Annotated in this window: 22 protein-coding genes, 4 pseudogenes and 2 riboswitches; of the genes and pseudogenes, 16 read left to right on the top strand and 10 right to left on the bottom strand. The window is 36.4% G+C overall.

The window, feature by feature from the left end:
* Positions 1–13: 13 nt before the first annotated feature.
* From M3234_RS03055 to M3234_RS03040, 4 genes are all read left to right on the top strand, one after another.
* The gene (locus M3234_RS03055; protein ID WP_262303265.1) at positions 14–904 is read left to right on the top strand and encodes a glycosyltransferase family 2 protein; all 891 of its coding nucleotides are present in this window, start codon (positions 14–16) and stop codon (positions 902–904) included.
* Between the two features lie 589 nt (positions 905–1493).
* Complete coding sequence (locus M3234_RS03050) at positions 1494–2879, top strand: O-antigen polymerase (RefSeq protein WP_262303264.1); 1386 nt, start codon at positions 1494–1496, stop codon at positions 2877–2879.
* Positions 2880–2901: 22 nt separating this feature from the next.
* On the top strand, positions 2902–4398 hold the full coding sequence (locus tag M3234_RS03045) for a lipopolysaccharide biosynthesis protein (protein ID WP_262303263.1): 1497 nt from the start codon (positions 2902–2904) through the stop codon (positions 4396–4398).
* 1091 nt (positions 4399–5489) lie between these two features.
* On the top strand, positions 5490–5723 hold the full coding sequence (locus M3234_RS03040; protein ID WP_262303262.1) for a hypothetical protein: 234 nt from the start codon (positions 5490–5492) through the stop codon (positions 5721–5723).
* Between the two features lie 25 nt (positions 5724–5748).
* Here M3234_RS03040 and M3234_RS03035 read toward each other — a convergent pair whose 3' ends face one another.
* The 8 genes and pseudogenes from M3234_RS03035 to M3234_RS03005 form a co-directional block, all read right to left on the bottom strand.
* The gene (locus M3234_RS03035; RefSeq protein ID WP_262303261.1) at positions 5749–5952 is read right to left on the bottom strand and encodes a hypothetical protein; all 204 of its coding nucleotides are present in this window, start codon (positions 5950–5952) and stop codon (positions 5749–5751) included.
* Positions 5953–5984: 32 nt separating this feature from the next.
* Positions 5985–6251, bottom strand: a pseudogene (locus M3234_RS03030) (ATP-binding protein); the annotation flags it as partial.
* A gap of 119 nt (positions 6252–6370) precedes the next feature.
* A complete protein-coding gene (locus tag M3234_RS03025; protein WP_262303259.1) occupies positions 6371–6574 on the bottom strand; it encodes a hypothetical protein in 204 nt (67 codons plus the stop codon).
* Between the two features lie 3 nt (positions 6575–6577).
* Positions 6578–6847 (bottom strand): annotated as a pseudogene (locus tag M3234_RS03020) (ATP-binding protein); the annotation flags it as partial.
* A 65-nt stretch (positions 6848–6912) separates the two neighbouring features.
* Positions 6913–7631: pseudogene (gene istB, locus M3234_RS03015) on the bottom strand (IS21-like element helper ATPase IstB).
* Positions 7632–7684: 53 nt separating this feature from the next.
* Positions 7685–8044, bottom strand: coding sequence for a hypothetical protein (locus M3234_RS03010; RefSeq protein WP_262303258.1), 360 nt, complete (start codon positions 8042–8044; stop codon positions 7685–7687).
* A 30-nt stretch (positions 8045–8074) separates the two neighbouring features.
* A pseudogene (locus M3234_RS29650) lies at positions 8075–8152 on the bottom strand (hypothetical protein); the annotation flags it as partial.
* Positions 8153–8193: 41 nt separating this feature from the next.
* Positions 8194–8337, bottom strand: coding sequence for a hypothetical protein (locus M3234_RS03005; protein WP_262303257.1), 144 nt, complete (start codon positions 8335–8337; stop codon positions 8194–8196).
* A gap of 385 nt (positions 8338–8722) precedes the next feature.
* Between M3234_RS03005 and M3234_RS03000 the strand changes: the two genes are divergently transcribed.
* The 3 genes from M3234_RS03000 (at position 8723) to M3234_RS02990 (ending at position 9879) form a co-directional block, all read left to right on the top strand.
* The gene (locus tag M3234_RS03000) at positions 8723–9310 is read left to right on the top strand and encodes a hypothetical protein (protein WP_262303256.1); all 588 of its coding nucleotides are present in this window, start codon (positions 8723–8725) and stop codon (positions 9308–9310) included.
* A 36-nt stretch (positions 9311–9346) separates the two neighbouring features.
* Positions 9347–9484, top strand: a complete 138-nt coding sequence (locus M3234_RS02995) for a hypothetical protein (RefSeq protein ID WP_262303255.1) — start codon at positions 9347–9349, stop codon at positions 9482–9484.
* Positions 9485–9597: 113 nt separating this feature from the next.
* Positions 9598–9879, top strand: a complete 282-nt coding sequence (locus M3234_RS02990; RefSeq protein WP_262303254.1) for a hypothetical protein — start codon at positions 9598–9600, stop codon at positions 9877–9879.
* Positions 9880–9997: 118 nt separating this feature from the next.
* On the opposite strand, the gene M3234_RS02985 is transcribed toward M3234_RS02990, so the two are convergent.
* Together M3234_RS02985 and M3234_RS02980 are read right to left on the bottom strand one after the other, a co-directional pair.
* On the bottom strand, positions 9998–10474 hold the full coding sequence (locus tag M3234_RS02985; protein ID WP_262303253.1) for a hypothetical protein: 477 nt from the start codon (positions 10472–10474) through the stop codon (positions 9998–10000).
* A gap of 469 nt (positions 10475–10943) precedes the next feature.
* Complete coding sequence (locus M3234_RS02980) at positions 10944–12989, bottom strand: ATP-dependent nuclease (protein ID WP_262303252.1); 2046 nt, start codon at positions 12987–12989, stop codon at positions 10944–10946.
* Positions 12990–14283: 1294 nt separating this feature from the next.
* On the opposite strand from M3234_RS02980, the gene M3234_RS02975 reads away from it, so the two are divergent.
* The 9 genes from M3234_RS02975 (at position 14284) to M3234_RS02940 (ending at position 24942) form a co-directional block, all read left to right on the top strand.
* Positions 14284–15819, top strand: a complete 1536-nt coding sequence (locus M3234_RS02975; protein ID WP_262303251.1) for a YifB family Mg chelatase-like AAA ATPase — start codon at positions 14284–14286, stop codon at positions 15817–15819.
* Positions 15819–16391, top strand: a complete 573-nt coding sequence (locus M3234_RS02970; RefSeq protein ID WP_262303250.1) for a transposase — start codon at positions 15819–15821, stop codon at positions 16389–16391. The genes M3234_RS02975 and M3234_RS02970 overlap by 1 nt, the downstream gene beginning before the upstream one ends.
* Before the next feature lie 148 nt (positions 16392–16539).
* Positions 16540–17142 (top strand): DUF7713 domain-containing protein, encoded by a 603-nt coding sequence (locus M3234_RS02965; RefSeq protein ID WP_262303249.1) that lies wholly within the window; start codon positions 16540–16542, stop codon positions 17140–17142.
* Positions 17143–17468: 326 nt separating this feature from the next.
* The gene (locus M3234_RS02960; protein WP_262303248.1) at positions 17469–18179 is read left to right on the top strand and encodes a cell wall anchor protein; all 711 of its coding nucleotides are present in this window, start codon (positions 17469–17471) and stop codon (positions 18177–18179) included.
* A gap of 4 nt (positions 18180–18183) precedes the next feature.
* A complete protein-coding gene (locus M3234_RS02955) occupies positions 18184–18837 on the top strand; it encodes a class D sortase (RefSeq protein WP_262303247.1) in 654 nt (217 codons plus the stop codon).
* A 279-nt stretch (positions 18838–19116) separates the two neighbouring features.
* Positions 19117–19202, top strand: a riboswitch (cyclic di-GMP riboswitch).
* A 47-nt stretch (positions 19203–19249) separates the two neighbouring features.
* A complete protein-coding gene (locus tag M3234_RS29180; protein ID WP_285858214.1) occupies positions 19250–19375 on the top strand; it encodes a DUF3789 domain-containing protein in 126 nt (41 codons plus the stop codon).
* 580 nt (positions 19376–19955) lie between these two features.
* The gene (locus M3234_RS02950) at positions 19956–22268 is read left to right on the top strand and encodes an EAL domain-containing protein (RefSeq protein ID WP_262303246.1); all 2313 of its coding nucleotides are present in this window, start codon (positions 19956–19958) and stop codon (positions 22266–22268) included.
* The gene (locus M3234_RS02945; protein WP_262303245.1) at positions 22258–23925 is read left to right on the top strand and encodes a sensor domain-containing diguanylate cyclase; all 1668 of its coding nucleotides are present in this window, start codon (positions 22258–22260) and stop codon (positions 23923–23925) included. The genes M3234_RS02950 and M3234_RS02945 overlap by 11 nt, the downstream gene beginning before the upstream one ends.
* A 75-nt stretch (positions 23926–24000) precedes the next feature.
* A riboswitch (cyclic di-GMP riboswitch) is annotated at positions 24001–24083 on the top strand.
* A 16-nt stretch (positions 24084–24099) separates the two neighbouring features.
* Positions 24100–24942, top strand: a complete 843-nt coding sequence (locus M3234_RS02940; RefSeq protein WP_262303244.1) for a GGDEF domain-containing protein — start codon at positions 24100–24102, stop codon at positions 24940–24942.
* Positions 24943–25049: the final 107 nt, after the last annotated feature.

Below are 25049 nucleotides of genomic sequence, written 5' to 3'. Positions count from 1 at the left end.
GGAGAGTGCAAGAATGAGCAAATGTAAAATTACAGTTTTTACTGCAACATATAATAGGGAGCACACTTTAACTAGACTATATCAATCATTACAAAAGCAGACCTTTAGAGATTTTGAGTGGGTAATAGTGGACGATGGTTCAACTGATAATACAGAGGAACTAATAAATAATTACAAATCGGATGAAATAAATTCTTTTACGATAAAGTATATAAAACAGCAACGCGGTGGAAAACATAGAGCAATAAATAAAGGGCTGGACATTGCAGATGGAGAACTATTTTTTCTAGTTGATTCCGATGATTATATAACTGAAAATGCGCTAGAGAAAATAATATTATGGGAAAAAAGCATAAATAATAAAAGTGAATATTCAGGTTTAAGTGGTCTATCCGGATATGATGTAAATGCATCTATCGGTACTACATTTAAAGGTAATTTTAAGGATATGAAGGTAACTGAACAGTTTAGTAGTGGTATAACTGGAGATAGGGCTAATATTTTTTACACTAATATATTTAGAAAATATAAATACCCTACATTCGAGGGTGAATGGCATATCGCTCCGGGTGTTCCATACATCAGAATGGCTAAAGATGGATATAAAATGAGATATTTTAATGAAATAATCTATATCGCTGAGTATTTAGAAGACGGTTTAACAAATATGGGGGACAAAAAAATACTAGAAAATTTTAAGGGTTATACTTTAAGATCTAAAGAATTACTTCAAACAGAAATTCCTTTAAAGAGAAAAATGGAAGTTATAGGTAAATACACCTACCTAGGAAGGAAAAATAACCTAGATTATAGTGAAGTTGCACAAGGATTAAAAATAAATGTTATTCTTGCTTTTCTTTTGGGTAACTTGGCTAAAATTTATTTTATTGTTAAAGGGAAATAGATTGAGAGGATAAGTTATGATACTGGTCCTTCATACTATAGATACTTTGGACATAAATATATAATGTACAATTAGGTTAGAATTGTAAAAAATTTCATAGATACTATACTTAACAGTTCTTATACAATAATAAAATAGCTATTGGGTTTGGAAAAATTGTAGAGTAGACAAGGATACCATACTAGTTGATCACATAGGGAATTTTTCTAGTAAAAATTATGAATATATAATTGCATATTTTTAAAATTATTTTTCAAAAAGGGAAAATTTCATCTTTGCTTATCGTAGAAAAAGGACTGCAAAAAGAGGATGTACAAAATAAGATATAGAAAACGATACTTTAGTAACCACACAAAGGTATGGAACTAGCGACGAGATGATCTTCAGGAAATGCATATAGTATGGGGCTACTTGTCGAAAGAAGTACTATTTTTGGTATGATGGCTAAGAATAAGTTTTGAACCCACCTCAGCCTGTCAGTATTATAATTTTCTTACCATGAATTGGTAGGGTTTATTTCAGATGGGCAAGTATAAGGGAAAAATGAAAACTAGTCTATAGTTTGGTTTGAAAGGGGGTTGATGAGATAATGATCAACAAAAAAGATGTTTTACACATTATTACAATACTTATTACTAGCCTTTTTGCGGTAATCACTACCTTGACAACATCCAATCCTGTATTTCACGTTATAGCCCTTTGGATACTGGTATTAGTCGCAATTTTTATAAGTAAGTTTGACTTACTCCATCCATACTTTTGGTTCTCTTCTTTTTTTGCGTTATATTCATCTGCTTATACAATCATACTGGTTCAAGGGTTTCAAACAAATACTGGTTATAGCTATGAGAATACACTTTTATCTATCATTGCCCTTACGACTGTATTGCTTACAATAGGGCCTAAGAAAAATGAAAGTAAAGAAATTGATTCGGAAAAATCATCGTGCCCTAAAACATCTAACCTAAATGTTGACCGAAGATTACTTCGGAATGTCTTATTTATACTTTTTGTTATTCTTGTTATATCTGTAACTATTGTATCTCGATTGGGAATACAAAGTAAAAGTGAATTTATTAGCAATAGCTACTTTTCTTTCCGAGTGGCTACTTATACGGTGCGGTATATTACTTTGTTTTGTTGTTTATACCTGGTGATTTGCGGTAAAAGGTTTAAATATGGTCCTATTATACTATTGTGCGGAATTGCTGTTTTGTTTTTTTCGCTATTTACTGCTGAAAGAGACGGTATATTTCGCTTTTTATTAGTTGTTGTGTGTGCTATGTTTGCAACTCAGCGGATAAAGCGAAAAACACTACCGATTGTTATTGGTATCAGTATGGTAGCGGTGGTTATGCTCTCATATTTAAAGTACTTTTTTGTTAATGGATCGGTACGTGTAGGATATAATGATCACGGTATTATATATAACTTTTTGAATAGCGATTTTGCTGCGGCTGGGGAAAATATGCAGGTGCTTCTTAATAACCCATGGACGAAATCCTTTAATAACTATTTTCTTATTCTGACTGATTTACTGAGTCCATTTACTATTGGATTCAGTACCTTTAACATTGGTGTATGGTTTAACGATACTTTTTACTACGGTAAGTCATCTCGGGCATTTACTCTTCTCGGTGAGGGATATGTAATCGGGGGTTACTTGGGAGTAATAGTATTATTTTTTGTTGTAGGTATATTAGTTGGAACGATGTATAAAAAATCAATAAAGAACGAGTATTGGCTCACTGCTTATATTTTTACTATTGCTACGGTTGCTTCATCTTTTAGAGGTACTCTAAGTAGTATAACGGTCACATTGGTTAAAATTGCAGTGGTAGGACTTGTTGGGTATATTTTTTATAAAACTCTGCTCTTAAGGAGACAAAGGACCCAACAAGCTTTTGACGTTGTTAGGTATGGTATAAAAGTGAGTAAAGGTATTGAAAATAAATCCTATACTAAAAAAGCATAATTTGAGAAAGGACTAAAGGTTAGTGTCAAAACGTAAAGATAATAAAGAGAGTTCTTCTAGTAATCAATACGGAAAGAAAAGTGTATTGATTAACATTGGTTGGAAGATGTTTGAACGTAGTTCTTCGTTAATAATAACTTTTCTGATACAAATATTACTAGCACGTATCCTTGCTCCATCTGACTTCGGTTTGGCTGCTATGATTACAGTATTTGTTACACTTAGCACAATTTTTGTAAGTGGAGGTCTTTCAAGCGCATTAATTCAGAAGAAAGATGCTGATGAATTAGACTTTTCAACAATTTTTTGGCTTAATATTGGTGTATCGGGTATTTTGTATTTAATTCTTTTTGTGACTGCACCGATGATTTCGCAATTCCTTGGATATCCCCAGCTAACTCTGATGCTTCGTGTTCTAAGTTTGAAATTGCTAATTTCTGCAGTTAATTCAATTCAAACGGCATATATCTCAAAAAACATGATGTTCCGATTTTACTTTTACTCAACATTATCAGGAAAAATAGCTTCAGGGATAGTCGGAATTACTATAGCAGTTTTAGGTGGAGGGGCTTGGGCACTAATTGGGCAGGCTTTGAGCTTGCAATTTTTGGAAACCGTTGTCCTTTGGAGCAAAGCTAAATGGAGACCGCGTAAAAAATTTTCCTTGGAACGAGCTAGAAATTTATATTCTTTTGCGTGGAAAATAATGCTAATGACTTTTATTGAGGCCATACGTGATCAACTTCGAAATCTACTAATTGGGAAAAAATATTCATCTGAAGCTTTGGCCTATTATGATAAAGGCTTTCTCTTCCCCACGAATATAGTCACAAATATTTCGTCATCTTTGACGGCTGTAATGTTCCCAGTTCTTTCCAATGCCCAAGATAATAAAGATAAAGCACTTGCTTTATGTCGAAGGTGGTTGAGTGTATTCACATATAGTGTTTTGCCAGTCCTGGTAGGATTAATTATGACAGCAAATCAACTTGTTAGTGTTATTTTGACAGAAAAATGGCTACCATCTGTCCCTTATTTGCAATTAGCATGTATAGCATATATTGCATGGATCATTGAAGTTCCAATAAGGGAAACTTTAAAATCACTAGGACATGCAGGAGCTATTCTAAACATGCAAGTTATTAAAACAATTGTAGCGCTTATTGTGTTGTTTATGGTTATGAACTATGGTGTAATGGCAATCGCTATCAGTGGTGTAGGATTAGGTTTATTCAATGTTACGGTAAGTATATATGTAGGCAGTAAGTTATTTCAATATAATTTAAAAAGATTATTATACGATACTTTACCTACAATTGCTTTAAATATTTTAATGGGTTGTAGTGTCTATGTTGTATCACAACTTACGGTTTCGGATAAGTATTTACTTATCATTCAAATTTTTACTGGTGTAATAGTTTATGTTTTTGCTTCAATAGTAACTAGAAATAAGAATTACTTGTACGTTAAGGAGTTATTTCAGACTGTCATTAGTCGCAGAAGGAAAAGTATGGAATGACAACAGGCTCAGAGGATACAATCAATATTTAACGGTAGTCTTTCTATGTTAATATGTAAGCAAAATTCCATTGTCACGCCCCAAGTTATGTCGAAGATTGGTGGAAAAACGAGCAGTCCCACTGTAAGTGGCTAAATTTAGAATAATGATAGGATTTACCCTTTAGTTGCGAATACCTCAATCCTTTTTACACAAGATTTCGATGCCTGTCACGCCTCGGATTTTGTCGAAGATTGTTAGTTTATTAGATGGGGATATAATGATAGGATAGAATTGCAACTGAACATTGTTGGGGTGGTTGTTTGTTGCTCTTCTTTTCCGTTTCGGGAAGGGGGTGATAATCATGGAAACATTTCTTGAAATGCTACGAGAAATCCTGAAGGGAATTGTGCGGGAAACCGCCGCATTTTTCTTTTGGAAAACCTTCCGGAAAACAAGAATACCACCCTAAGCCGTCGTAAGCAGAAGGGTTCCCGCAAAAATAAAACATCGACAACCACCACCTGACGGTAGTAGTTGCAGAGAGAAGTGTACCAGCACTTCTCTTTTTTATTATATGTCTATTATACATAAAAGTATTCATTATTTAAAATTGTTAATTCCCGTGATTGTCATCGCCCGAATACCCGTCAAATACTGGACAGGCAATACCATCAACTTCTGGTCATAATGGAATGGCAAAAACACCATATTTCAGCGATGCATTGCCAGCAATAATGGAAATAGGGTTCAGAATTGACGTTGGTAATTGTCCAAAATTAGCTGATGGTATAGACCAATGAAAAGGGATGTCACCTTGGCCAATTGATTCCCCAAAATGCTAATTATCTAACTGTTAGGTCGGTTTGTTGCACTAAAGTAAAATTATGTATCTAGTATTTTATCAAACCATGAAGGATTTGCGAGATTTATGTAGAAATTTGTATTATTATTAAAGGATTTACCTTCGTCTATGCCACTTTACATCCATTGTCTATTTCACAGATTTTTATTTCCACAAGTTTATGTCTTTTTTTCCTCATTTTCAGCATTTCTAGTTACAGTTTTATCCATAGTTTTTTAATTTCATATGTTTTTAGGAGGTCTTTTATATGACTGTTAAAGTCTCAAGTATTGGCTTAAAGGACTGGAAGTCTACCATGTTAAGGTGGAGGTGCAGATTACACCCGGAGCGGAGTCGATGGTCATTGTTGGTTTGCCGGAATCATCCGTTAAAGAATCCAGGTGAGTATTGCGGAGAGAATGAGCCAGGTATGATAGTTTTGAGCCACCAATTGCGGACAATTGAGCCAGTAACTGCAGGGGGAGGGCCATCAGAGACGTGAAATTTTCTGATGGTCCTCATTCTTTTTACTTGAAATGTTTTCCCTCTAAATAGTGTTCTATAATGTCTAGTGCTATTCTTACCAACTCATCTTTATCAATTTCTATTTCTTCTTCAACCATCAGGCATAACGGAAGAAGAACTCTTTCGAGTTCAATAAGGACTTCTTCTGGTAAGTACCGGCGGAAGAAATAGGAAGCTATTCGATGTTCTACCTCTATTGGAATCATCTTAATGCCACCAGTCCATGTCGATCTCTCATCTAGACTTCTCCATCCATTAGTATTTTATAAGAATCGTGGACTATACGGTCAAGAATAGCATCTGCCATCTGGGCCTGTCCCAACTTTGAGTGCCATCCTTCGGGTGAAAATTGGGAACAGAAAATCGTTGAGGCTTTCTTTAATCTTGCTTCAATAATTTCAAAGATATGAAGAATGTTCTCTTCAGAAAGTTCGGTTAACAGCCATTCATCCAAGATTAATAAATCTACCTTTCTATATTTTTGGATCAGTTTTTGATTACGGCCAAAGGAATTTACCACTTATGCCATCTTTTTTACCAGACTTCGCCAAGCTATTTACCAATAAAGAACTCCTCCATCATTGTAGTAATGTGGAGGAGTTTTGTATTTGATTAAAACCAATATTAAGCTTTAAAGTATTGAATAATGATTTTTCTTGACCCTTCGTGAATATCCTGTTTAGTCCATGTGTAAGGATACGGCTCTTCTCCGTATACTTTTAGTAGCTTTACCTTTAATTTCATGGGGAAAGGGCTCCAGTCTTTATAACCAGCCCAGTAATAGTTTTCTTCCATCTTTCTCAAATCTTTCGGAGTCAGTATTGCCATTCCTTAAACCTCGAATCCTAATCCATGTCGTTCTCGCATAGAAATCTCACCGTCCAGTAAGAATTGATAGGAGTCATGGATAATGCGGTCTAATATGGCTTCTGCGATGGTACCGTTTCCTAACTTTGTGTGCCACCCACTTGGATCAATTTGAGAACAGTAAATAGTTGAGGCAGTTTTGTGCCGTGCTTCAGTAATTTCTAGCACGATATTTGCTTCATCCTTTGAAAGATCCATAAGGAGCCACTCATCGATAATTAGAATGTCGGTCTGTATTTGGCAAGAAAAAAATGCATTAAACGGCAATTAGATATGTATCCACTTTGCCAACATTCTTTTTAAGATTTTAGTATAGATTCTTTATAACGATGACTATCTCCATTGAAAACAACAAGATGAGAATGGTGAATCAGTCGGTCAATGACTGCTTCCGTCAAAATGGGATCGCCAAAGACGTGGTTCCATTGACCGAACTGGAGATTGGTTGTGATGATGATGCTTTTTGCCTCATAACACATCGAATAACCTGGAACAGTAATTCTCCACCTTGTTTATGCAGCGGTATGTAGCTAAGTTCGTCGAGGATCAGACAGTCCAGCTTTTCAACTTGCTTAAACAATTTAGAAAGTGTTCCTTTTTCATTTGCTTCAAGCAACCGATTCACTAGCCCGGCAACTGTATAGAACTTTACTGACTTGCCAAACTTTTGTATGGCATTTAAGCCAATCAATGTTGCCAAGTACGTTTTGCCAGCACCCACTCCTCCGTAAAAGATGGCGTTCTCCTGCCGTTCAATGAATTCTCCGTTTAGGAGAATGTCTCTAGTCATTCCTGCCGGAATTTGAACCTCACTCCAGTCATAAGTTTTTCCCCGCACCTTCGGAAGTGTTGCTTGGGTTAACAGGAGGTTGGTACGGCGTTCTTCACGCTGCTGGATTTCTGCCTCAAATAGCTTTAATAAAAACTCCTCATGAGTCGTAGCCTCAACCTCACGGAAATGCTCTTTAATCCAGCTAAGCTTTAATCGTTTGGTGTAGGCCTGAATTTTCTCGTGCATTATGAATCACCCCCTTTATGGAGGTGATCATAACGGTCGAGTCCTCTTGTTGCTTAAGGCAGTGCAGGAAGCGTTATTTTCGGTTTAATTTCACTTCGGATTCCACGGCCATTGATAAGCTGATAGAATACTTGTTTAATGGCATCCCCGGAGGGATGCCCGTGTTCAGATGCAATAACAAGCGCTTTTGTTATTAGACTGAAATCATGCTCCTTCAAAATCAACGATAATAGTTTCAGTGCTTCCGATTTTTCTGCCACTGTACAGGAATTGAAATAGTTTTTCCATTCCTCCGGAAGCTGGTCATAGAAACTAGTATATTTAAGTGCCGTAGGGCGTTTGTCCATTAAATTTAAATATGGCTGCCATTTCATTGACTCACGGTACTGTCCATAAAGCCGTGAATGTTTCACAACTAGCCGATGTTCATCATCTAAAATCTCCACAGTGTAATATGAGATTTTTACAAGAACTCTGTTTAGTGCATATCTTGGGGAGGTGGAGTACAGATTGAGGTCCACCTTCACATAGCCATATTTATTTGCTTTCAGGGTTTCATATCTTACACACTCATATTCTTTGCCGATAATAGTAAGAAGGCTGCCTTATCTTCCTCGAATAGTTCCGATATGGACCAATCCTTTTGATAATGCTTCCTCAAGTGGTCCTTCTCTGCCTTTCCCCACAACTCCTTATTTAATTTCATCTATTACTGGCTTCACTGGTCCTAAAACCGGTGATACTCTCGTCTGTTTCTTTTTTGGCTGTTCGTTGAAATCCTCCATATCCGCATATTTCTTAACTGTTCTAGGATCTCTACCTGTTCTTTTTGCTACATCCGAATAACCGCAGCCTTTATTGTTAACCTGTTGTCTGATTAATTGATTTCGGCCACTGCCAACATCTCCTTAAGTACCTCCTGCATGACTTTGCCCCAAACAGGAAGTGTAGTAGTATTTAAGAATGTTGGAAAGTGGTTTTTTTAATTTGTCTGGCCCCCCGGGGGGCCAGCACAAATTAACTGCCATCCCCTACATATTTAGAATGCCATAAACACAGATCTCCCAGAGCTAATAACAAAGCATAGCATAATGGTTGCTGAGCAAATCATAACCAAAATGAAGAATAAGCATACGATCTTTAATGGAAAGAGTTATGGCGTTTATCGGATTCAAAGAAAAAGAAATGCTGACCATGATGAAGATGCTTGTATTAGATTAGACCTTTTTGAAACGGATTACTTTACTCATCTAGTTTTCCGGTCCATTTATAAAGAGTTAAAGGATGCTGGACATCAAATAAGTAAAATTGAAAAAATGGAAGAGCTTCACGTCTATACGCCATTCCTGACCTCATTTGGTATTAATAATTTTATTATAATTGATACTCCGACTGGTAATGAAATTGTTTTTGCTAAGCGATTCAAATATTTATGTACAAGCAACTCTGAGGGTCTCTGGCATGTCACCATGAATGAAGGACTCACAATAACGGATAAGAAGGGAAGAGACGTCAGCCTGATCAAATGCCTCCACCGTGGTCTAAGGGAGGAACTGGGAATTAAAGAAGAGCACCATAAATATATTAACGATGAACGGTTTATGGATTTATTCTTGGAAACTACTAGGTTTGAAATAGGGTTAAAATCCTTTATTAGGATGGATAGAAACATGGAATAATTAAACCTATTATACAGTGTCGCTAAGGACGGAGAATTGGAGACTGATGAATTAAAAGCAGTTCCACTAAAGAAGGAGGAAATGAAGGAATTTTTAGCGGCAGAAAAGCTTACAGATGCAGCACAGTACACACTCAAAATGTATTTGGCCAGGAGTAAATATATCAGCAAGTAAAGTAGATACCATTAAAAGACAAAATTTATTATTATTTTACCCAAGAAAGCAACACATTTTTTACGCGTTCCTCCTTATGCTTAAATTAGCATATTGTAGAGGAGGATGTTGCAATGAATACTAGCCTAAGGATTCCAAACCCATTTACCTTTAAGACATCAATGGAAATTGCCTTAGAAGTAACGTTTCCTGTATTAACTAGTGAGGCGCATGAAAATCTAACGATTTTGCTCAAGAGAGTTCCCAACTATCTTAGAATGGAAACAATAACTGCCTCATCCCAAGAAAAGACCCAGCTAAAGGATTGTATCAGTGCATTTAAACAGACAAAAACCTTTAGTTGGATCAGAGAAGATTTTATCGAGGCATTAAATGATATTGAACGGCAATGTTAGAGGCGGCATTTGATATGTCGCCTTTTTTAGTGGATTGGGTTTGTCAAAGGCAATTTTTCATTTTGCCAAAAGAAAAAGACCTTTGTATTCTGGTCTTTTGATCACACTTGTATAAAACTCAATATGCAACAGGTTTATTTTTACGTTGAGTGCATTTATTACATCTTGTCACTTGGATACTGTTAAATTCCCCACAACGGTGACACCACCAACCCGGGTCTTCAAACTTTTTCCTCCCTAGTGAATCATATTTTTCTAATTCATTTTTAATAAAGCCAAAATAATAATACACATTTCTCCATGTATGGTTATGATAATACCTTAAAAATGCTTCTTTATTGTTTCCCTTTAAGTAATAGATATTTCTCACTAAAAACCCTTTCATACGGAATGACCAATATAATTTTCTAATCATAATTAAAATAGGAAAACCAACAATGATTAATGCAAAACGTCCTTCCTCTTCTAGAGTAGTAACGTCTCCCCAAAAATAATAAATAGGAAAACCAATAATTATAGACATTATCATTGTCTCACCAAAAGTTGCTCTCTTATCTAAAATACGGTCTAAAAAGGTTTGATCACCCTGTTCCATGAATACCGCCGCCCTCACTTATTAAACAATAAATCTTTATAAAATATTCTAACATAGTAGGTGGGGAGAAATTGATAATTGTGTAAATGGATTTTTTAAAAATATTTCGACAAATAAATAGATGGGTTTCCCATAAATAGGGACCGGTTATGTCATTTATTTGTATTATCAACAATCCGAAATGACAAAGCAGTTGACGTCATTACCTGTCTGGAATTTTCTGGGTATAATGTCCTTACATATAAATTCTGGAGAAAAGGGTAAAGACGTCCCCCACAATGTTGTAAACGATAAACTACAATCAACAGTTTTCCATAAATAAAAATTAACAGAATATGTGAGGGTGGCCAGGTTGTTGGTTTTCCTTTTCCTTTTAGTAGGGAAGGAGGTGATGTCCCTGGAAACTGTTCTTGAAATTCTATCGATTGAATATAAAATTTAGAATTATAAAACACGCATAAAAATAACTTTAAAAAGATTTCATTTTATTCTCAACTTCCTTTATTAACCTTTTTAGAGGACCAGGTATTTCATTTTTCCAATTCATCCTTTCTTTAATCTTTTCCAAAGCGAGCCTATGTCTCCTTGGCTTCCCAACATTTCTAAGGAAAAGATATACATACCAAGGGAACAAAAGTAGCTCAATATGATTATATGATTTAACCTCTTCATCGTCTTTTAACCCCAAAGTAACTTTTGAAGATTGAGTTTCATTTGAACGTGGGCTGTTTTCAGCAGTTTCTTTATATTCATTCTTAAATGCATTCAACATCATAAAATCTAAGTCAAGTGGAGATGAAAAGAAAACATCATATGATTCAAGAAATTGAACCCATTTCTCCATTAGATTAATTTCCTCTACTAACCACTCATCCATATTCTCAGGCTTTTTTCTAGTAACTGATCTATTATCATTGCTGAAATAATAAGTTATATCTCTTTCATCTTTTATTCTTGAATTGTAGGTACTAATTTTTTCTATAATATCGTAAATCTTTTTCCAACCACCACCTGTTCTTTCTCGATCCAAATCAAGTAGTGATAAAAAAGGGATATTTAAGTCATTTAGTAGTCTCCACATATGATTTACATGTGCTCCTCCTAAAGGAACGACAGCAATACCAACTGCATCTATTTCCAAACCAAATTCTTCTAAAATTGTTGGTAAAATCACTTCCTCACTTTCCCCTTCCACAAGAATTACAAGATTTGAATAGTAAAGTTCAGGATACCTTTGGACAGCGCCTTTTAAAAATTTATAGTCTTCTACCTCGCCTAACCAAGATGAAATCATATGTACTGTATTTTTTCTTCTGCGAAACAACCGAATAGACTCAGGTGAGATACGTTTAAGCAACGATGGAGAATGTGTAGATACTAATACTTGTAAATTAGCCTCTGTACATAACTTCCTTAATCCTTTTACCAAGTTTCCTACAATATTAGGGGCAATATGATTTTCAGGCTCCTCTAATGCTAAAATTGTGAGCCCACTATTTTTTTTATCCTTTCGATTTAAATCCAACAGTACTTGAACTAATGCTATGTAAAAAAGTGATTGAAGACCATCTCCTATTTGTGATATAAAAATCCCATTATTATCTTTATTTTTTGAGAAACTTATATCAACTTGTTTTAAGATTGAGTCATAATCGTTACCGGTGAATTTTAAATTAGCCATACGAATTATTGGATCTGGGTTTAATTTGCCCCATTTTTCATCTATCTCCGCTTGGATTCCTCCTCCAAATTTGGTATTTAATATCTCTTTGTTAAGTTTAGTAGTGATAGTTTTAATATGATTTTCTTCTTCAGGGACCTTATTAGAAAATTTGAAAATCTTTTTTAAAAGAGTATTACTATCAGGTTGAAATTCTTTAATAGAATTTCTTAGTGCTGGAACATAAAAAAATTCAACCATTTTTCTAAGATTAGTTCCATCTCTATCAACATTAAACTCTTGAAATTCACTTAATTCTATAAGATTCCCTTTAATATCGACATAAATGACATTCCCTTGCTCATCCAAGTATTTTACAGTTGAAATTACACTTCCCAAGTAATACATTGCATGCAACTGTACTTTAATAAAAACATTGCCATCTTTATCTTGGTAGGAAAACTTTGGGATATATTCATCCAAATATTCATTAATTAGGGACTTTTCCTCTAGAATTTCAAATAATAGTTCAATTTTACATATCATTTCATTTTTTATTTCAGCATTATCAGGATTAAAAAAATCACTTTTTTCAATAATTCTTTCCCTTGGATTAGTAGATAGCACTTTTATTATTGCTTGCAAAACAGTGCTTTTACCCGCACTATTAGATCCGATTAGAGTAGTGAAGGATTCATCTAGTTTAAAATTCAAGTGTTCAAAGCAACGGAAATTATGTAAATTTATTTCTTTTAGCCTTAAAGTAATATTAATATCATCATTATCGTCATATTCATAATCAATTTCAATTTCATCCTCAGTATCTAATTGGTCTATTTGATCTTCGGTTTTCATTTCCATGTCGGTCTCCACTCCTAAAAAAGAAAATAATTGATAACAAATTAGAGGGAGTACTACTACTCCCAGATGTTATCATGACTTTAAAAGTCGATTTTTTGTAGTTTTTTAACTCTTTGGATTTTTAAGACAAAGAGCATAAAACCTGCTTTCCCATATCCCTAAAAAATATTACCTCCAAGTGAAAGAAAAAAATTCTAAATGGCATTGCTTCTCTAAATAATTTTAACTTACAAGCGATGTATATATCATAGTAATTTAAATTAGACAACTTTTGGAGTACACGAGGTATAGAGAGGTATAAATTTCGGTGCCTTTCACGTCACGAAGAATCTTGTTCCACAGAAATGTCTGACGTGATGGGTTAAGGGAGGATTTTTGTAAGAAGATGCTGAAACGTTGAATGAAGGGTGGCGTTTTAAAGTTTCTTGGAAAACTGCGAATTCCACTGTACCAACATAAGTTTGGGGTGGAGAAAATTAGTGTTGGTACACGGGTGATTGCTGCGCTAAGTCATTTGGATATTGATATCACGGACCAAAAGGTAGTGGTTATCCTTTCTCCCGCTTAGCAGAAGAAAAATGGGCCGCTGTTTAACTTCGGTGCCTGTCACGCCCCGGTTTTTGTCGAAGATTGATAGAATTTTTATGTATGTAGAAATGGTAGAATAGAGTTGGAGTTGAGTATTGTGAGGGTGGCCGGTTGTTAATCTTCTTTTCCTTTTGTTAAGGAAAGGAGGTGATATCAATCTGGAAAATGTTCTTGAAATCTTGCGAGAAATTCTAAAAGGATTTATGCGTGAAACAAGCGCTTATTTCTTTCGGAAACACGTATTAGAAAACAAGAAAACCACCCTACGCCGTCGCAAGCAAAAAGGGTGGTTCCCGTAAAAACTAAAACATAGACAACCACCACCCTGACGGTAGCAGTTGCTGGGAGAAGTGTTACTGCACTTCTCCTTTTTATATATACCCATTATACACAAAATGATTCCATTTTAAAAGACGTTGATGCTGGTGCTTTTGCATCGTTCAAAAGTATAAACTTTCCGTACCTGTTACCGCTAGCACGGGGTTAGCAGGTTTTGTTATTTTATCAAAATTTGAAGGGTTTTCAAGATTTATGTAGAAATATAGATTGAGGCTAACCTTCTTTTACGCCACTTTACATCCATTGTTGTTCCATAATTTTCAATTCCACAAATTGATTTATTCATCCTCATTTTGATTATTCCAAGCTGCAGTTTTATCCAATTGTTTTTATTTCATATTTTTGAGGGAGGTCTTTTTTAATGACTGTCAAAGTTTCAAGTATTGGCTTAAAAGGGCTGGAGGGCTACCATGTTCAGGTGGAGGTGAGGATTACGCCTGGGACGGAGTCAATGGTCATTGTTGGCTTACCAGATGCCTCTGTAAAGGAATCCAGGGAACGGGTGATCGCCGCTCTGAGCCATTTTGATATGGATGTCACCGACCAGAAGGTGGTGGTTAATCTCTCTCCTGCTGAGCAGAAGAAAAATGGGCCGTTGTTTGATTTGGCTATAGCGATTGCATCTTTAAAGGAGCTAAATGTCATCAAAGGTGTAATATCGGTAGAAACGGCCTTTATCGGTGCCCTATCGCTGGATGGAACTATTGTAAAAGCAGAAGGGATGCTGCCAGCGCTAATATCAGCAAAGGCTCTAGGGCTAAAGAGGGTATACTTTCCATACGATCCCGCTATACCGGTCCATATGCTGGGGGATCTGGAATGCATTGTCGTTCAGCATATCGAAGAAGTAGTCAACCACCTGGAGGGCCAAGAAAGCCTTTCACTCCTCCCAAGAGCAACTCCTCAGATTGCAAAACCACTATTTCGTGAACCGCCACAGAAGGATTTTTGTCATGTCATTGGCCATGAGCATGCAAAACGGGCATTGGAAATAGCCGCTGCCGGTGAACATAATATATTGATGAGCGGTCCACCCGGATGCGGCAAAAGCTTGCTTGCAGAGACGTTTCCATCCATCCTGCCGGCTTTAACCAATCAAGCTCAGTTGGAGGTCCTCAGTCTTTATCAGCTTGCGGGGGAGAAACGGATCTCAAGCCAGATGACCCCATTCAGGCACCCGCACCATTCTGCATCATCCGTTGCCATTATTGGGGGAGGATCAACCCCAAGACCGGGTGAAATATCGCTTGCCCATCACGGGATATTGTTTTTAGATGAGATTGCGGAGTTTACAAAAAAGACGTTAGATATGCTGCGCCAGCCTCTTGAGACCGGGCAGGTTACCATAAGCAGGGCCCATTCCACCGTTACCTATCCATCCTCATTTCTGTTAATCGGCGCCATGAATCCCTGTCCATGTGGGTATCTTGGTTCCAATAGCCATTACTGCACCTGTACTCAGAAACAAATACAAAGCTATCGAAATCGACTGTCTGGACCGGTCTATGATCGGATTGATATTCTATTATCTTTACAGTCAGTTAATTTAAATCAGACGGGAAAACGCCAGGAATCCTCTATTGAAATTAGGAAACGAGTTGAACATGCACGTGCCATTCAATATGACCGTTATAAAATGGAATTGACGAATGCAAAAGTCCCGTTTGAACTCTTAATGGAATTGAGTCCATTATCAAGTAATCAGCAAACAATGCTAACTAACGTGGCGGCAAAACAAAACTGGAGCAATCGGGTCCAAATCAAAATCATTCGTTTGGCTCGAACGATATCAGACCTTGCTGGTGAGACAATGATTACCGATACAGCTATATGGGAAGCGATGACCCTTAGACGTTGGGGTTTGCACAAACAAAATGTGATGGCGAGGGAAACGTAATGTCACGGGAGAAAAGAATCTGGGTTCCACATTGCTTTTATCACATTGTCTGCAGAGGTAATCGCCGAGACCCATTATTCCGTAATGCCTCTGATTTTGAAGCCTTTTTCCATATCCTCCAGCAACTCCATGAGAAGATTCCCTTTGAACTGGCTTCCTATTGTTTAATGACCAACCACTATCACCTGCAAATTCGCTCACAAGAAATTCCCTTTTCAAAGTTGATGGCGCTCATCAATAAGCGATACGCCAATTACTATAATACAAAATACCGCCTGACCGGCCACGTATATGAAAAACGCTATTTTGACCAAATCATTGACGATAAGGAAGGAATGCTGGAGGTCAGCCGATATATCCATCTAAACCCGGTTGAGGCTAAGATGGTCAGGAAACCAGAGTTCTATCCTTGGAGCAGCTACCATTTATTTAAATATCCAAACTCTAAAATACCAATTTTTGTAAATGTGGATATTTTATTAAACTTTTATGAAGGAACTGAGGGACAGAGGCGGGAGAAGTATTGTACCAGTATCACTCAGGCTTTGTTGCGGGGAGTGGCCACACCATGATAGAAGTTAGGAGTACCAAAATATAATGATATCCAAAAAACCTTTAAGGCAGTTTAGGTTAATGATAAAGGAAATATGATGTTTCCGATTTGAAATGACACCTGTAACTGTTGGATGGTAATATAGAAAAAAACAAGTAGGTGATAACATGGATTTGTGTGAGAGATGTGAATTATCTGAAGCGAAAATAAGATTACATATGGAATCCGATAGTATGCATTTATGCAACGATTGTTATAATGAGCTAATGGCAGAGGATCTTGATGTGACATTGCAGCCCCTGTTAGAAACTTTTTCAATAAAGGATTATCAGGGAATTAGTCGGACTTTTCTAGTGGAAAGACGACCCGACCCTATGGGGATATTCTTGGAAGCATCAGAAACGATTGAATTTGGCTACAAATTTGCTGTGCATGGTGAATTAGACTGTGATCAGCAAGCATTACTGAACAAATTAATAGATAAAGCACAAATAGGGATCGGAAAGCAACAAGTTAAATCAGGTGTTTTCCCGAATGGTCAGCCATACCATACAATAATGAATGACCAATTTACAGGCCTTATCGAATATGATGAAACTGCTGAGGGTTTACCACTTGTTATTATTGATGGTAAGCCATTTTCCTGGGAAGAAGTCGGAAGGATGCTTATGACGTATGAGGGTTTTCAGATGAAGCTTGAGGTGTACGATTTTACAGACGATGTACCAGAGGGTTCTGGCCCTCCAAACAAAAATAAGACTGTGATGTGAGAGTTGTGCTTAGGCATGGCTCTTTTTTTGTTCATTTGCTGAATATGGGGTTTCGACATTCTTCTGCTGCCAAAATAGTCATGACATTTACATAGCCAGCTGGAGACCCTTTATAAAAAGCAAGTACCTATTTTACCACAAACAATGGAATAGGTGACAATGCGGGCATTATGTGCAGCCTGCTTCAAGCGATATGGATTAACCTTTTATTGCGAGTGAGGAAGAAAAGTTATCTAAGAGGTTGTTCCTAAAACTATGGAATAATTTGCCGAAATATGCTATATTTTTAATAATATTGCAATAATGAAAGGGAATGATACATAATAATGAATAATTTTTTGAAAAAAAGTGCCGCGGTTGCTGCTTTAGGGATTTCTCTTTCCGTATTCAGTCCAGTGGCGGTAAATGAAGCAAAAGCGGCTAGCTCATCAGAGTATGCACAAAATCTAGTAAACTCATTAAAAGCGCTAGGTGTGAACGAGGTTGATTACCTATATGCCTATTTGCAATCCATTAAACTTAGCCAAAAGGAATACAATGATATTGTGAAAAATGCGGAGGAGGCTGCTGCGCTTTTAAAAACGGTCTCTAAACCTGAACAGTTATCTGACGCAAACAGGGCTACTCTAGGCCGCCTATTCCTGGACAGTGCACAAAAGGCACACCTGCAGGTAGCTTTTGTTGATAAAAACGGTAACGCTTTTGACCTGAAAAATTTAACTTTAGAGAATGCTAAAAATCTAAAAATCCAACTTCTAGATCTTAAGGGAAACGTTTTGGCGACAATTGATCCAAAAAAAGATGATCTGGATCCTGCAGTTCTAAATAGTAAGTTAGCTGCATTAAAAGCTGCAATTGAGGCAAAGAAAGGCCTCGAAAAGGCAAAAGGCTTTGTTCCAATGCCAAATTCTACGCTGCCAAATACGGCTTCAGATCTACCTGAAGGCATTGCGCTTGGTGGACTGCTTATCGCCCTTGGGGGTCTAGCTTTTATTCCAGCTATGCGAACCATCCGCAAAATGGAGAATCAAGCTTAATCTAATGGAAACCGTACGCAAAAAGAAAAGAAGGAAGAAAAGAAAGCCCAAAATACTAAAGTGGATCCTCCTTGGCGTACCAACCCTATTGATTATAGCAGGAATAGCCGTAATTAGTGTTTTTGGTTGGGAAATGACCAAGGAGACCACTCTCTTGGCAAAGACGGTAGTAAAACCGTATAAACCTACCCAAGTGAAAAAGGTGTTCGAAACAGAAGCATGGCCGACCATGCCTTCACCAGGCGAAAGGCTTGGCAGGTTATCCATCAACTCTTTAGATTTATCGTACCCAGTTGTTCAGGGCACCCATGATAACGAACTTAAACAAGGCATCGGTCATATGGCCGGAAGCTCTCTGCCCGGGCAAGGGGGACATGTCCTTCTAAGCGGCCATCGGGACACCGTTTTTCGTAAGTTAAAAGATTTAAAGCTGGGGGATGAAATCACCTTCTCCACTCCATATGGTGATTTTATCTATGAAGCAACCGAGACCAAAATCGTAGAAGCCGATGACGAAACCGTGGCAGTCCCGACAGATTATGAGACTCTAACGCTTACAACCTGCTATCCCTTTAACTTTATTGGGCATGCACCGCAGCGGTTTGTGATCTATACGAAATTGAAGAGTAATCCGCTTAAGGCTGAAGCGGCGTCCTAACATATTTGTAAGACCCAAGTTATATTTTAAAAAGCGAAGCGCCTGTATATTGGATATGCAGCGATTCGCTTTTTTTATTCTAAAATAAAGGGAAATAAGGAAGGTTGTGGGGTAGCTTGATCGTCACAAAAAGTAAAGTGAGAAACGTCCCAGTGTCTCTCACCGAAAATTTTCCCAAGTGATAAAAAGGTTAAAAGTCCTGTTTTTATTATTGATAAAGAGTTAATATAACTATCTTTCGCTAGATAATTATGGTAACATGTTAATAACTACATAGTTCGTACGAAAGGGCAAATCCATTGAAAGATGGTGGCGCAAAACTATAGGGGCTAAGGTTTTTCAAACTACGCCAGCCAGATGCCGAATATGACCACCTTCCGACGAATTATGATTCTATCATTGGAGGGTACCTATGCTATTATTTATATCAGGTTTATTTGTCGGTTCATTTGCTATGCTCCTAATCATGAGCCTCATGCAAGCAGCTAAAAAAGGCGATCAACAAATCGACGCCTATTTCAACGAAAAAACATGCTAGTTTAACAGAATATCGTTATTTGAAGGAATCCTTGAGTGGGGTTCCTTTTTTGTTGAGATCCTAACAAATATCACGCTATCCATAACGATCATCGTTATTGCCCCATCCCCATTTTTTGATGAGAAACCTGAACATAAACCTGTGCCATCGTGCTAGACAATACCTAGTACCTCATATTTTATTGAAGTCATCTCTTCTTTTTGTACTAAATCCACCATGCTAACATCCACTAATTTTTTTGAATATTCAACACAAATGCAGGATGCCATTTTGTATAGTCTCTATTAAAATGTGAAGTATCTGTGCATCTTTTTATCAAAGAAATTATCGTTTTAATGTGTAAGCATTTATGATCATTTCATTTTTTTCTATAAATATTTAATTGGAATTTATATTGAAATTCTACAAATTATGACAAAAAATCAAAAAAATTGACAAAATTCATTCCTATTAAGGGAATTGTCTGGTAATATATACCCATGTAAAAAAATTACAAAGATCAAGAAACTTTATTGAAATGTACTCAACAAAATCGATATGCAAGTAGATAAAAGGAAGTAATCAAGGTGGTGAAGTAAACTTGGAAACAGCAAGACCATTTAGACATTCGGAAATGGATATTGGGGCGGCATTTTCACGGAACGAATTTTGTTTGTATTTCCAGCCCAAACTCGACCTAGTAACAGGAAAAATAATCGGGGTTGAAGCATTAATACGTTGGATAAATCCAGAGAAAGGATTGATTCTACCAATGGAATTTATCCCTTTCGTTGAGGAAACAGGATTGATTTTACCCTTGGGAGACTGGATTTTACGAACCGCTTGTTTACAAAATAAGGCTTGGCAAAAGGTTGGCTACAACCCGATATTGATGTCGGTCAATCTTTCTGCACGCCAATTGTATCAACCTAATTTTGTAAAAAGAGTAAGCCAGATTTTGAAAGAAACAAGGCTTGCTCCTGAATATCTTATTTTTGAAATTACGGAGGGGATTATGTTAGATGCCTACCATGCCCCAAAAATTATTCGGGAATTAAAAAATATTGGTGTAAAAATCAGTTTAGATGACTTCGGAACGGGATTTAATTCACTTCAATATTTGCACGACCTTCCAATAGATAAGATTAAAATTGATCAATCATTTGTGAAGAACTCAACTTTAGATTCGAATGATGCAACTATTGTGAAGATGATCATTGAAATGGCTCACCAATTAAATATGGATGTTATTGCTGAAGGTGTTGAGAAGAAAGAACAATTGATTTTTCTTCAACAAAATCTATGTAACCAAGGTCAAGGCTATCTTTTTAGCAAGCCGTTACCGCCAGAAGAATTGGAAAGAAATTTTTATAAGATTGAACAGATTGTTGTTCGGGAAGGGATTCCCCAAGATGTCGGCAATCAGAAATGGATGGAGGAAATAGTTAAAAAAAATCAACGAGAATTACGTGAAACATTAAGTAGACATCAAGGAATCATTTTTAAGTTTAAAAAGGAAAATAAGAAATTCATCCACACTCTAAGTGACGGGGATTTACTGAATAAAATGGGTTTTACACCTGAACACATTATTGGTAAAGAACTGACAGATTTCCTTCCAATTGAAGCTGCCATGGAAAAAATGAACTATTATCAAAGGGCTTGGGAAGGTGAGGAGAACGTCACCTATGAAGAGGAATTAAATGGAATTTATTATATCACAATTTTAAGTCCAGTCCGTAAGGGGGGGCAAGTTGTTGAAGTTATTGGCTCTGGTGTTGATATTACGAATCAAAAGCAAGTTGAAGAGTCATTAAGAGTCAGTGAATCGAACTATCAACTTATAGCAGATAATATTCAAGATGTTATTGTTAAAATGGATAATAATGGGTTAATCCTTTATGCTTCTCCTTCGCATGAAAAAGTATTTGAAATCCCTCCAAATGAATATGAAGGTCATCATGCTTTTGATTTCCTTCATCCAGAGGACATTCCTTCCGTTCAAAATCAGTTTACTATTATGAGTAAATTTAGGAAACCAAGCCAGGTTCAATTTCGGCACCTGCATTCACAAGGTAAATGGCTTCCTATTGAGGCAAAAGTGACACCTGTTTATGGAGAAAATGATGAGGTAGAGTGTTTTATTGCAGTGGGAAGAGATATTTCAGAACGTAAGAATGTTGAGGAATTTATACAAAGGTCTGAAAAGCTTTCAGTCATTGGGCAGTTAGCGTCAAGCGTAGCACACGAAATAAGGAATCCACTTACAACAATTAAGGGTTTTGTCCAGCTTATTCAACGAGAGAAAGAATCAGACTTTTATACTACCACCATATTGTCTGAAATAAAAAAATTAGAAGAAATCGTAGATGAATTTATAAGTTTTGCAAAACCACAAGCACATCAAATAATGGAGACAGATATAAACATTCTTTTAAAACAAGTGCTTTCAATATTTAAATCACAAACCATAATAAATAATATTGAAATTACCCAAGAGTTCGAGATGGAATTGCCATCTGTTCGATGTGATAGAAGCCAAATAAAACAAGTTTTTGTTCAAATTCTTCAAAATGTGGTGGAAGCCTTGCCAAATGGCGGAATTATAAAAATTAAAACTCTTTATGAGGATTCAAACAAAGTTAAAATTAGGTTTATGGATCAAGGAAAGGGTATACCAAATAAGCGAATGAGAAAGATAGGGGAACCCTTTTATAATACAAAAGAAAAGGGAACTGGATTCGGATTAATGATTAGTCATAAAATTGTTCAAGATCATGGAGGTTGGATTGACATTCATAGCACTATCGATCAAGGAACCACGGTTGATGTCGTTTTTCCAAATATGACAAAGGGGAATAAGATAACAGCTATATCGGAAGGGGTGCCGAGGAGGGGAATTTATGGTAAGTAAGCTAAGTGGAGCATCCTTTGAAATCTACCATTCTATCATTGAGCATAATCCAGATGCCATATTTGTAGTTTCTATATATGGAATAATTGAGGAGGTTAATCCAGTCGTAACCAATATTTTTGGATACGCCAAGGGAGAGATTCAAGGGATTCCTTTTCATGACATAATAGTTCCGGATCAGGTAGAAAAATTCGATTATCATGCCAAGCAAATAGCACAAGGAAATCAATTTAAAACAACGATTAAAGCCGTTCATAGAAGCGGAGAGATTCTTGACCTGCAATTAAAGTGTATCCCACTAATCGTTAAAAATGAAATTATAGGCATTTTTTGTGTCGCCAAGGTTTTAACAGAATTAACAAAGAATACATTTTCTCTAAAACAACTGGAGGGGAGGTTTAATGCGCTTTTTAATTCTATTGCCGATGCGGTTCATTTACTTGATCTGAACGGAAACATCATTGATGTTAATCCTGCCTTTGAAAAACTGTATGGATGGAAACGAGAAGAATTGGTTGGAAAGCCATCGCCCATTATACCGGAAAATCGGTTAAAATATGCAAACTTGATTAAGGAAAAGGTAAAGTTAGGTGAAAACTTATCTGGGATTGAAGTAGATGCACTTCGCAAGGATGGGACTATTTTAACGGTAAGTTTAACCTTTTCTCCTGTTCGAAATGTGGATGGAGAAATTGTGGCTTTTTCTGGTGTTGCAAGAGATATTAGCAGGTATAAGCAATTAGAAGTTGCATTAAAGGAAAGTGAAGAATGGTTTAGGTTAATAGCAGACAATGCTACGGACCTTATTGCAATGTTCAAACCAGATGGAGTGGTTAAATATGCTTCTCCCTCTCATGAATTGGTATTAGGTTTTTTACCTGTATTTTATGAAGGGCTTCATATACTGGATATGATTCATTCTGATGATATTCCCAAGGTAGAAAGTCTTTTTACGAGCTTAGCTCAGACGAAGAAGGAGAAGATAATAGAGTTTCGTCATAAACACTGGGATGGTCATTGGGTATGGATGGAGTCAAAAGTGATTCAAATTCTTAATGAAAAAGGGGATATTCTCCATTTTCTTGCGTTAGGAAGGGACATGACTGAAAGGAAAATGTATAGGGAAAGGTTAACCTATATGGCGTATCATGATACTTTAACAGGTCTGCCGAATCGAAGGCTCTTCAAAGAGAGGTTAGATCAATCACTAAAAGAAGCCAAGCGATACGAGCGAAAGTTAGCGGTTATATTTATGGATATAGATAATTTTAAACAAGTCAATGATACGTATGGACACGATGCAGGAGATGAACTCCTTAAACAATTTTCAAATAGAGTGATGAATCAGCTTCGTGAAAGTGACACAATTGCTCGACTAGGTGGAGATGAATTTACCATTCTCCTCCCGGAATTTCACGAGGAGCTGGAAGTGGAAAGAGTTGCAAGGCGAATTATTACATCTCTTCAAGAACCTTGGAAGATTGAGGGAAATACTCTGAGAATAACCTCAAGCATGGGAATTGCCTTTTACCCCAAGGATGGAACAAACAGACATGAATTGTTAAAAAGCGCGGATTCTGCCCTTTATGAAGTAAAGAGAAGTGGAAAAAATAATATTAAAACCAATGCTCCTATTAATAAATCCCTATTGGTCTAATAATTTATTTAATGTGTAATAGAGTTTTTATCCCCGAATGAAAAAGAGAAACAAATACAAAGTGGAGTGCTTTTCTTATAATAAAGGCAAACTTATTGAAAAATAAGGATGCAAAGTCTCAGATCTAAGGTACATTCTAAGATGGCTGGGCTACCGAAAGGAGAAAATAGTAATTTGAAGCCAAAGCTTGTTTACTGGGTATTGATCATATTGTTTACGATTTTACCCATTGCATTAGAAAGTGGTTTTAGAGAAGGAATCGAAAGGCTATCTACCTTTTTGTGGTCCCTATTTTTAATACCTAACATTTTAATTATGGTAATGTATCCAAAATGGAAGATTATCATCGGTTCAGCATTCTTTTACAGCTTGTTGAAGTATGCTGCGGAATTTAGTGAGGACGTTCCAACACATGATAAAATTGAGTTGATACTCCTCATTGCTGGTTCTATTGTTAATGGAGCTATCCTCTTCACAATTGGTTATTTTATACTAAAAAATAATAAGCTGTTAAAGTATGTTCAAAAACTTACTATCATTGATTCTTTAACTGGATTGTATAATCGGAGATATTTTGACTTATATATGGAAAAAGCAGTTCCAATAAGCGAAAGAAGCTCTTTAGTTCTCATTATGCTGGATATAGACCATTTTAAAAGAATTAATGACCAATTTGGTCATCAATGTGGTGATGAGGCATTAAAACATATATCGGATATCATTAGACATAATGTAAGAAAATCAGATGGGTATGTCCGCTTTGGCGGTGAAGAATTTGCCGTCATTTTACCGAACACTGATGTAGGGCATGGTAAAATATTAGCTGAACGAATCCGTGAGGTTGTGGAGCAATCACATTTTATTTATAATGATAAACAAATTCGCTTTACAATCAGTATTGGTATTGCTACATATTCTGGAGAGGAAACGGAGGAATTCATTGAAAAGGCTGACAAGGCATTATATCAGGCAAAAGAGAATGGAAGAAACAGAGTGGGTATTTTCAACGTAAGTTGAATAATCGAAATAAGAGAATATCCAAAAAATAATGAAAAAATTAATGGGAAAAGAGTTTTGAATTCTTTTCCCATTTTGCTAACACTGCCTAGAATGGTGTTATATAG

Source organism: Neobacillus niacini (assembly GCF_023715785.1).
Classification (GTDB): domain Bacteria; phylum Bacillota; class Bacilli; order Bacillales; family Cytobacillaceae; genus Neobacillus; species Neobacillus niacini_E.
This window is presented reverse-complemented; position numbering and strand designations above follow the sequence as displayed.